This is a genomic window from Pseudomonas sp. Ga0074129 (genome assembly GCA_001465025.1).
GTDB lineage: Bacteria > Pseudomonadota > Gammaproteobacteria > Pseudomonadales > Pseudomonadaceae > Aquipseudomonas.
Window position 1 is genome coordinate 1 of sequence record LNDO01000019.1, and the last position, 9,027, is coordinate 9,027.

General features: G+C 53.5%; 10 protein-coding genes and 1 other RNA gene. 6 read left to right on the forward strand and 5 right to left on the reverse strand.

Going from position 1 to position 9,027, the window contains the following annotated elements; translation table 11 throughout:
- Positions 1–165: 165 nt before the first annotated feature.
- Positions 166–444, reverse strand: coding sequence for an HU family DNA-binding protein (locus AUK77_RS01190; protein WP_296125357.1), 279 nt, complete (start codon positions 442–444; stop codon positions 166–168).
- A gap of 144 nt (positions 445–588) precedes the next feature.
- Between AUK77_RS01190 and AUK77_RS01195 the strand changes: the two genes are divergently transcribed.
- Positions 589–2,223 carry a methyl-accepting chemotaxis protein gene (locus tag AUK77_RS01195; RefSeq protein ID WP_296125359.1) on the forward strand — a complete coding sequence of 545 codons (1,635 nt, stop codon included), beginning with the start codon at positions 589–591 and terminating at the stop codon, positions 2,221–2,223.
- 100 nt (positions 2,224–2,323) lie between these two features.
- An RNA gene (ffs, locus tag AUK77_RS01200) (signal recognition particle sRNA small type) lies at positions 2,324–2,420 on the forward strand.
- 265 nt (positions 2,421–2,685) lie between these two features.
- Here the strand turns inward: ffs and AUK77_RS01205 are convergent.
- Positions 2,686–2,979, reverse strand: a complete 294-nt coding sequence (locus AUK77_RS01205) for a DUF3509 domain-containing protein (RefSeq protein ID WP_296125361.1) — start codon at positions 2,977–2,979, stop codon at positions 2,686–2,688.
- Positions 2,980–3,043: 64 nt separating this feature from the next.
- Positions 3,044–3,265 carry a hypothetical protein gene (locus AUK77_RS01210; protein WP_296125363.1) on the reverse strand — a complete coding sequence of 74 codons (222 nt, stop codon included), beginning with the start codon at positions 3,263–3,265 and terminating at the stop codon, positions 3,044–3,046.
- A gap of 457 nt (positions 3,266–3,722) precedes the next feature.
- Here AUK77_RS01210 and dnaX point away from each other — a divergent pair, with 457 nt between their 5' ends.
- The 4 genes from dnaX (at position 3,723) to AUK77_RS01230 (ending at position 8,078) form a co-directional block, all read left to right on the forward strand.
- Positions 3,723–5,780, forward strand: coding sequence for a DNA polymerase III subunit gamma/tau (gene dnaX / locus AUK77_RS01215; protein ID WP_296125364.1), 2,058 nt, complete (start codon positions 3,723–3,725; stop codon positions 5,778–5,780).
- Between the two features lie 18 nt (positions 5,781–5,798).
- A complete protein-coding gene (locus AUK77_RS01220) occupies positions 5,799–6,125 on the forward strand; it encodes a YbaB/EbfC family nucleoid-associated protein (protein ID WP_090385942.1) in 327 nt (108 codons plus the stop codon).
- A 98-nt stretch (positions 6,126–6,223) separates the two neighbouring features.
- Entirely contained in the window at positions 6,224–6,823 is a 600-nt protein-coding gene (recR, locus tag AUK77_RS01225; RefSeq protein ID WP_296125366.1) for a recombination mediator RecR, read from the forward strand.
- A gap of 106 nt (positions 6,824–6,929) precedes the next feature.
- Positions 6,930–8,078, forward strand: coding sequence for an acyl-CoA dehydrogenase family protein (locus AUK77_RS01230; protein ID WP_296125365.1), 1,149 nt, complete (start codon positions 6,930–6,932; stop codon positions 8,076–8,078).
- Positions 8,079–8,146: 68 nt separating this feature from the next.
- Here the strand turns inward: AUK77_RS01230 and AUK77_RS01235 are convergent, their stop codons facing one another.
- Entirely contained in the window at positions 8,147–8,359 is a 213-nt protein-coding gene (locus AUK77_RS01235) for a cold-shock protein (RefSeq protein WP_069516724.1), read from the reverse strand.
- Between the two features lie 243 nt (positions 8,360–8,602).
- Positions 8,603–8,992, reverse strand: a complete 390-nt coding sequence (locus AUK77_RS01240; protein WP_296125368.1) for an organic hydroperoxide resistance protein — start codon at positions 8,990–8,992, stop codon at positions 8,603–8,605.
- Positions 8,993–9,027 lie beyond the last annotated feature (35 nt).

Here is a 9,027-nt window from a genome sequence, read left to right on the forward strand (position 1 = left end):
GCCGATGGTAGTGTGGGGTTTCCCCATGTGAGAGTAGGTCATCGTCAAGCACCTATACCAAAACCCCCGATCGTGAAAACGTTCGGGGGTTTTACTTTGTGGTGCGTAAAAAATATGAATTAGTTCTGCCAAGACGCACTCGCTAAAGTGCGCCTGATTTAATTTTCAGTTGATTGCGTCATTTAGTGCTTTTGCCGGTACGTATTTGACGATCTTCTTCGCTGCAATTTGCAGAGCCTGGCCGGTTTGAGGATTTCGGCCTGTGCGGGCAGGGCGCTCGCTTACTTTGAGTTTACCAATCCCCGGCAGAGTTATTTCTTCACCATTTTCCAAGGCGTCGCTAACAATTTCGCTCAGTTGTTCGAGTGCAGCACGTACAGTACTTTTTGGTGTGTCGATGGCTTCCGCAATATCGCTAATCAGTTGGTCTTTGGTAATCGCCATAGTGCTGCTCCTTAGGTCAGATTGTAGGGGCGAAGTGTGCCATAAGCTTGCGACAGGAGGTGACAGCGAGAGGTTGGGCTTTGTTCCGGCCTGCGATCAGTGGTCTATGCTGATCTTACTTTGTCATCGTCTTGGAGAACCAACATGCTACGTGCCTTCGCTGATTTGGGCTTTCGTTGGAAGATTGCGCTACCAATTATGCTGCTAGCGGTCTTGTTGGTTTCTATGGGTGTCCTGGGGGTGCGAGGTATCACACAGGTTTCAGACTCAAGCACGAAACTGACTAACCGTTTTCTGCCAGGAATCAGTCTACTGCTCAATGCAGACCGTGATCTTTATCAGGCTTTTGTTGCTGAGCGCAGCTTACTCGATGAGGGTGTAGGCGCTAACGCCGAAGCGCTGATTGCCTCGCATGCAGAAAATCTGCAGCAGGCCTATGACCGTGTGCATAAGTTTGCGGACATGCAGCCTAGTAGCGAGGCAATGCAATTGGTTTCGCAGTTTGACGCAGGCTTTGAGCGCTGGAAGGCAACGTCACAAAAGGTTTTACAGTTGGCTGCTAATGATCCACAAGCTGCTAGTGTTTTGAGCTTTGGTGGTAGTGAAGAGCAGTTCGAAGCAATGCGTACAACTATCGATAAGCTTGGCGAGATGGATGATGCAGCCGCAAATGCTGAAGGGCTAGCGGCTATTGCGCTTGGGGAAACCTTGAGCTGGCAGCAGGGCTTGATTATTGCTGTCGGTTTAGGTGTTTGTCTTATATTGGTGGTTGGGTTTCCAATTCTGGTGACAGGGCCGCTGCATAATTTGCTTAATCGAATTGAGCAAATTGCTGATGGTGATGGTGATCTTAGAGTGCGTCTGGATGTTTTATCCAACGATGAACTGGGGAAGTTGAGTCATGCCTTCAATCGGTTTCTTGATAAATTACATCCTTTGATCAAGGAGGTTGGGCGGGTCACGGGTGAGGTCGAAAGCTCTGCGCTAAGTCTGGCAGGGATGGCCGCTGCCAATGACCGGTTGATTAGCAGCGAGCATGCGGCAGTTGATCAGGTAAGCACTGCTGCAACGGAGATGAGTTCTGCAGTGCATGAGGTGGCGCGTAATGCGCAAAATGCCGCTGACGCTGCACGTAGCGCCGAGGTGCAATCTCGCGAAGGTGCGCAGGTTGTTGGTGCAACGATCAACTCGATTCGTCTGTTAGCGCAAGAAGTCGAAAGCGCGTCGGCAACCATTCAAACGCTTGAGCAAGAGGCGGCCAACATCGGTGCCGTATTGGCGGTGATTAGGGGGATTGCCGAGCAAACTAACTTGTTGGCGCTGAATGCTGCAATAGAGGCTGCACGTGCTGGAGAGCAGGGTCGCGGTTTCGCAGTTGTAGCTGATGAGGTGCGAGCTTTGGCGGCGCGAACTCAGGAGTCAACCAAGGACATTCAGGTGATGATTGAGCGTCTGCAAATCGGTGTGCAGAATGCGGTTAAAGCCACACATTCCGGAAGCAGCAAGGCGCGGCAAAGTGTTGAGCAGGCGGCAGGTGTAGATCAAGCACTTACTGATACAAGTGATTCGGTGCGGCGTATTAATGATATGACCGCGCAGATCGCAACCGCCTGCGAAGAGCAAAGCAGTGTGACCGAAGAAATTGCACGTAATATCAGTGATATCCGCGATCTCTCCAACCAGGCAGCACAAACCTCTGAGCGAAGTGCGCAGGCTAGTCAGCGGTTATCTGAGTTGTCGCATGGTTTGAGCGCGCTGGTAGGCCGGTTTCGTGTGTAGTGTGTTTTTCGATGCGCTAAGTGTTTGAAACGGTTGTAACTTCGGTTTATGCCAGTACAATAACGGAGCTCGCTTATTGTGAGTTTCGTAATGGTGGCCCTGCCGGTCCCCTCGCAACGATCAGCCGTGAACCCGGTCAGGCCTGGAAGGGAGCAGCCGCAGCGGTGACATTGTGTGCCGAGGTGTGGCTGGTAGGGTTGCCTCCAGTTATCTTGTTCCGTGACTTATTTTTTAGTCAGTCGCGGTAACCTTGAAATTGACTTTTCCGCGCACTCACCTTCCGCTGAGTTCCCGCGCGAGTATCATATATTTATTTCTAAAGCTTCTTCGCAATCGACGCTCAGTGTTCGGCTTCCGGCTGGCTAGAGTTAGTCGGCGTAGCCGTGCAACACGATAGTAGGTTTATGGCTGATGCGGGCTTTTAGTTAAGTGGCCCTGCTGGTTGCAGGGCTCTGATGACGCTTAGAGTGTGTGGTAACTAAGTAAACTGTCTTGTTCCTTCAGTGCTTTGCGCATATCTGCTGGGATGCTGCCCGAGCGCATCGCAAGTTCCAGGCGAATGTCTTCCATGCTTTGAGCGAAGGCTTGCGGGTCGTTGCGCTGTGCTGTGCTGAGTACGCGGCTGTATGCAGTTGTGTCGCTGGCGTCCAGCAGGGATAGGACGACCCCGCCATCAGGGCGGGGTGAGCTAAATGTGGCGCGCAAAGGGGCAAATAGCTGTTCGACGAGTTGTTGGTTAATGTTATCCATGACCATGCTCCATCCTGAGGGTGACAATGTGAGACCTCAGAGATGCTCGATGGTTCGCTGCTCTGGGCAGTTAGGCTGCGAGTGACTGCCTCGCGCGCTCGATAACCTGCTCAAGATATGCGCCGCTGTACTGACCGGGATATAGGCGTTGGCTGTGCTTGGCTATGCCGGCATCATTGACGATGGTGAAGCTGAAACTGCCTTTGCGGGCAGCCAGGATGCGGCAATCAAACGGTGCAAATGCACTAGAAAGGGTGCGAATGGCATCCTGAATTTGGTGTTGAGTGTTCATTTTTGGTTTTCCTAAAACATCGGGCGCGTCATTGCGCTAAATAATGCTCCAGACTGTCGACTTAATATGTCTATTGAATGTACAGATAGGAGTTGGACTGCGCGCACAAGTTCCCCTGAGGGTTTCGTTATGCGGGTCGGTACGTCGGAGGCGGGCTTGAGTCAGCGCTTGCGCGGGACGGCCAGATCAGTCAGCAGGTTGGGATATGGGTCAGAGCTGTGCGGCATTTCCCGTGGGTTATGCGCTCTTACCTGGAAACCATCAAGGGGGCCAGAAGGCCTGATTGACTTACAGCGTGGTACAAACTGGGGATAGTCTACCCGTCTGGTCAATTTTCGCCAGCTGATTCGTAAGCAGTGTTGCAGGCGGGTTGTTAGCAGGCCGTGCATTGGATGCAATTTACCCCATGCTCCGTTAGGATTAGCGCACTTTTGCTTTCCTCTCGTGACGGGTTTCGATGAGTTATCAGGTTCTTGCACGTAAGTGGCGTCCGCGCTCGTTCAACGAAATGGTTGGTCAAACGCATGTGCTTCGAGCGCTGATCAATGCGCTAGACACCCAGCGCTTGCACCATGCCTATTTGTTTACCGGTACTCGCGGTGTAGGCAAGACCACCATCGCCCGTATTATCGCCAAGTGTCTTAACTGTGAAACGGGGATTAGTTCGCGGCCTTGCGGGGTTTGTTCGATTTGTCGGGAAATCGATGAGGGTCGTTTTGTTGATCTGATTGAAGTCGACGCCGCCAGCCGTACTAAGGTTGAGGACACGCGAGAGCTGTTGGATAACGTGCAGTACTCGCCCAGTCGTGGGCGCTTCAAGGTCTACCTGATCGACGAAGTTCACATGCTGTCCACTAGCTCGTTCAATGCGTTGTTAAAAACCCTGGAGGAGCCACCCCCTCACGTTAAATTCCTCCTGGCCACCACTGATCCACAGAAGCTGCCGGTTACTGTGCTGTCACGTTGCTTGCAGTTCTCGCTCAAAAATATGCCCCCTGAGCGTGTGGTGGATCATCTTACCCACGTGCTAACAGCAGAGCAGATTCCATTCGAAAACGATGCCCTTTGGTTGTTGGGGCGTGCGGCTGACGGTTCGATGCGTGATGCCATGAGTCTGACCGACCAAGCGATTGCCTTTGGTGAGGGCAAGGTGCTGGCGGCCGATGTGCGTGCCATGCTCGGTACGTTGGACCATGGCCAGGTTTATGGTGTGCTGCATGCTCTGCTTGAAGGCGATGCTAGAGGTCTGATTGATGCCGTACGCCACCTAGCCGAGCATGGGCCTGATTGGGGTGGTGTGCTGGCCGAGATACTCAACGTTCTACACCGTGTGGCCATTGCTCAAGCGTTGCCTGATGCCGTTGATAATGGCCAGGGCGATCGCGAACGCGTACTCGAGCTTGCGCGGGTTTTACCGAGTGAGGATGTACAGTTTTATTACCAGATGGGGCTGATTGGTCGGCGAGATCTGCCGCTGTCGCCTGATCCACGCAGCGGCTTCGAGATGGTTCTGCTGCGTATGTTGGCGTTTCGGCCGGCGGATAACCACGATGCGCCCAGGATAGCCCTAAAGCCGCTAGGGATTAGCCAGGCCACTGCTGATCCCACGAATAAGCCAGTGGTCGGCGTGGTGATGTCTGCGCCGGTGAGCGTTATCGCAGCACCGGCTCCGGCTGTTCGGCCTGATAAAGCGCCTCAGTCGCCTGAGTTTGCTCCTGTGGAGTCGATGCCCGCGGTGGAGTCTGCATTACCGGCTTCAGCATCTGCAAACGTAGAGGTGGATTCCGCGCCGGTCCCAGAACGACAATTTGACGTGATCACACCGCGAGAAATTCAACCCGGTGCGGATCAAGTGGTTGATTTACCTTGGGACGAGCCCCGAGTGGCTTCGGCGGCGGTAGAGGAGCCAATGGTTCAAACGGCTGAGCGACCATCAGCTTCTCAGTCTGAGTCAGTTACTCCAGCCCCCGCCGCAGAAGTAGATGACGATGAGCCGCCATTGGGCGACTACGACTATGTAGAAATGGGCGCCGAGTCATTTGAGTACGACTTTGACGCTGTTGAGCGTGATGCGCCTGTTGAACTTGAAGTGCTTCCCGCGGCACAGCCAGCGACCGGTCTGGCTGCCGATTGGCTCGAGCTGTTTCCCAAGCTTGGGCTGTCTGGTATGACCGGAAGTATCGGTGCCAATTGCACGCTAATTATAGTTGATGGTGACAACTGGCTGCTTCATCTGGACCCGGCCCATTCGGCGTTGTTTAACCCGACGCAACAGCGCCGTTTAAATGATGCGCTCAACCAGTTTCTCGGTCGCGAATTGACCGTGCACATTGAGTTGTGCAAGCCCGAACAGGAGACGCCGGCTCAGGCTGCAGCGCACAAGCGGGCTAATCGTCAACGTGATGCCGAAGCATCGATTCATCAAGATCCCGTGATTCAACAATTGATTCAGCAGTTCGCCGCCGTCATTAAGGCGGACAGCATTGAGCCGCTAGATAGTTCCGTAACCCCCTAATTACCGAGGAATTGCACCATGATGAAAGGTGGCATGGCCGGCCTGATGAAGCAGGCACAGCAGATGCAAGAAAAGATGCAGAAAATGCAGGAAGAGTTGGCTAATGCAGAAGTAACTGGTCAGTCCGGCGCTGGCTTGGTCAGTGTGGTGATGACCGGTCGCCATGACGTCAAACGCGTCAGCTTGGATGACAGCCTGATGCAAGAAGATAAAGAAATTCTTGAAGACCTCATTGCAGCGGCTGTAAATGATGCAGTGCGTAAAGTTGAGCAGAACAGCCAGGACAAAATGTCCGGCATGACAGCGGGTATGCAGCTACCACCTGGCTTCAAAATGCCCTTCTAAGTGAATCAATGTCCGTGGGCAGCTTGTTTTTATAGGTTGCCCGTGTGGCTGATGCTGACGTGTCAGAACCGATTTCCGTTGTCTTTGAGTCTCTTGCTATGAGTTTCAGCCCGTTGATCCGCCATCTGATTGATTCTTTGCGCACCTTGCCAGGAGTTGGACAAAAAACGGCTCAGCGCATGGCTCTTCAGTTGCTGGAGCGCGATCGTGCAGGCGCATTACGTCTCGCCCAAGCGCTTACTCAGGCGATGGAAGGGGTTGGTCACTGCAAGCAGTGCCGCAGTCTCAGTGAAGATGAAGTGTGCCAGTTTTGCCTCGACCCTCGTCGTGACGACACGCTGTTGTGCGTGGTTGAAGGTCCGATGGACGTTTATGCAGTAGAGAACACGGGATTTCGTGGACGCTACTTCGTGCTTAAGGGGCATTTGTCGCCACTTGATGGCCTAGGTCCTGAAGCTATCGGTATTCCGGAGTTGCTGATCCGAATTGAATCAGGCGCTTTCCGCGAAGTGATTTTGGCAACCAATCCGACCGTTGAGGGGGAAGCAACCGCTCATTACATCGCCCAGCTATTGGCAGGCAAGGGGCTCATTGCTTCGCGCATTGCACATGGTATGCCCCTAGGGGGGGAATTAGAGTTGGTCGACGGAGGCACTCTGGCGCATTCGATAGCTGGCCGGCGACCAATTTTGTTGTAGCGAACATGCCAGCGGCCTGATTGCCCTCATACATGGCGTTATCCTCTTCTTGTAAACCAAGCAAGCGCTTGGTAATTTCACTGAAATCTCAGTGGAAACCTCTCCTATGTCTGCTTTTCAGGAATATTTTGATGAGTCTCACCATTTAGTGCGCGACTCGGTCAGGCGTTTTGTCGAGCGGGAAATTCTGCCGCACATCAACGATTGGGAAGAGGCGGAGGAGTTTCCTCGCGATCTTTACCTCAAAGCCGGTGCTGCAGGCATTCTTGGGATTGGATACCCAGAGGCCTTTGGCGGCAGTCACGAGGGTGACGTGTTTGCCAAAGTCGTCGCCAGTGAGGAGTTGATGCGTTCGGGGTCTGGCGGTTTGGTAGCTGGCCTTGGCTCTTTGGACATAGGCCTGCCGCCGGTGGTCAAGTGGGCTAAGCCCGCGCTACGTGAGCGCATTGTGCCGCAAGTGTTGGCGGGTGAGAAAATCATGGCGTTGGCAGTAACGGAGCCTTCTGGTGGTTCTGATGTGGCCAACCTGAAGACCCGCGCCGTGCGCGAGGGTGATTATTACCGTGTAAGCGGCAGCAAGACCTTTATCACCAGCGGAGTACGAGCGGATTACTACACCGTTGCTGTTCGAACGGGGGGTGACGGTTTCGGTGGTGTGAGTTTGTTGTTGATAGAAAAAGGTACGCCAGGTTTTACCGTAGGCCGCAAGCTGAAAAAGATGGGCTGGTGGGCATCGGATACGGCCGAGCTATTTTTTGACGATTGCAGAGTTCCCGTGGAAAACCTGATCGGTGCCGAGAACATGGGTTTTGCCTGCATCATGGCCAACTTTCAGAGTGAGCGTTTGTCTTTGGCGATTATGGCCAATATGACAGCACAACTTGCGCTTGAGGAATCATTGCGCTGGGCCAAGGAGCGCGAAGCGTTTGGCAAGCCGATCGGTAAGTTCCAGGTGCTCAAGCATCGTCTAGCAGAGATGGCGACGCAGCTTGAGGTGTCGCGCGACTTTACCTATCGGCAAGCGGCGAAGATGGCAGCGGGTAAAAGCGTGATCAAGGAAATATCGATGGCCAAGAATTTCGCCACTGATATTGCCGATCGACTGACCTATGACGCGGTGCAGATCATGGGCGGCATGGGCTATATGCGCGAAAGCCTGGTGGAGCGGCTGTATCGCGATAACCGTATTCTGTCGATTGGCGGTGGCTCGCGCGAGATCATGAACGAGATCATCAGCAAGCAAATGGGGCTGTAGCGCGTCGCTTAAACCCCAGACAAGACAAACCCCGCAAGTGCGGGGTTTGTTTTAAAGCGGACAGGGGCTTAGGCCACCTGTACCTCTTCAGCCTGCATACCTTTCTGACCGCGAGCGGCCACGTAGGTTACAGTCTGGCCTTCTTTCAGGCTTTTGAAACCGTCGCTTTGGATAGCTTTGAAGTGCACGAACAGGTCATCGCCGCCGTTAGTCGGGGTAATGAAGCCGAAGCCTTTTTCATCGTTGAACCATTTGACGGTGCCAGTTTCGCGATTTGCCATGGTGTGTCTCTTAAATCAATACGAATTGCGGTGCCAGAGTGCTCATAGCACCTATGCGGTTTTGCTGAGTACTACTGTTCAGCACGAACATCATAGGCCGTTTTTGCAGTAAGTGTTGGGCTTAACTTTAATTATTCACACTTTTATCAGGTTGTTGGTCATCGGACGGCTGATTTCGGGCGCTTTGGGCGACATTTAGGTAATTCATGCGTCTGGATTAATGCCCGCAGCCGTCCTGTTCGATCAGTCGAGCAGGGTCAGGGTGACGTCGATATTGCCGCGCGTTGCATTTGAGTATGGGCACACGATGTGCGCGCGCTCAATCAGGGTCAGCGCGGACTCGCGTTCCATGCCAGGCAAGCTGATGCGCAATTCGACTTCGATACCGAAACCGTTCGCGATCGCGCCGATACCCACCACGCCTTCAATCGATGCGTCTGTGGGCAGCACAAACTTGTCGCGCCCAGCGACGAATTTCATCGCGCCAATAAAGCAGGCGCTGTAGCCCGCTGCAAACAACTGTTCGGGATTAGTGCCCTGACCGCCATTACCGCCCAATTCTTTCGGGGTGTGTTGCTGCTGACCGAAAACTGACCCAGTAGAGGCTGTTCTGCCGACTGAAAACTGACCCAGGTGTTCAACTGCTTCTGCTCAATTTTTGAGCAGGA

What these genes read in the sequence shown, in the direction of transcription:
- AUK77_RS01190 (WP_296125357.1), bottom strand. Translation starts at nt 444, where the DNA reads ATGGCGATTACCAAAGACCAACTGATTAGCGATATTGCGGAAGCCATC.
- AUK77_RS01195 (WP_296125359.1), top strand. Translation starts at nt 589, where the DNA reads ATGCTACGTGCCTTCGCTGATTTGGGCTTTCGTTGGAAGATTGCGCTA.
- AUK77_RS01205 (WP_296125361.1), bottom strand. Translation starts at nt 2,979, where the DNA reads ATGGTCATGGATAACATTAACCAACAACTCGTCGAACAGCTATTTGCC.
- AUK77_RS01210 (WP_296125363.1), bottom strand. Translation starts at nt 3,265, where the DNA reads ATGAACACTCAACACCAAATTCAGGATGCCATTCGCACCCTTTCTAGT.
- dnaX (WP_296125364.1), top strand. Translation starts at nt 3,723, where the DNA reads ATGAGTTATCAGGTTCTTGCACGTAAGTGGCGTCCGCGCTCGTTCAAC.
- AUK77_RS01220 (WP_090385942.1), top strand. Translation starts at nt 5,799, where the DNA reads ATGATGAAAGGTGGCATGGCCGGCCTGATGAAGCAGGCACAGCAGATG.
- recR (WP_296125366.1), top strand. Translation starts at nt 6,224, where the DNA reads ATGAGTTTCAGCCCGTTGATCCGCCATCTGATTGATTCTTTGCGCACC.
- AUK77_RS01230 (WP_296125365.1), top strand. Translation starts at nt 6,930, where the DNA reads ATGTCTGCTTTTCAGGAATATTTTGATGAGTCTCACCATTTAGTGCGC.
- AUK77_RS01235 (WP_069516724.1), bottom strand. Translation starts at nt 8,359, where the DNA reads ATGGCAAATCGCGAAACTGGCACCGTCAAATGGTTCAACGATGAAAAA.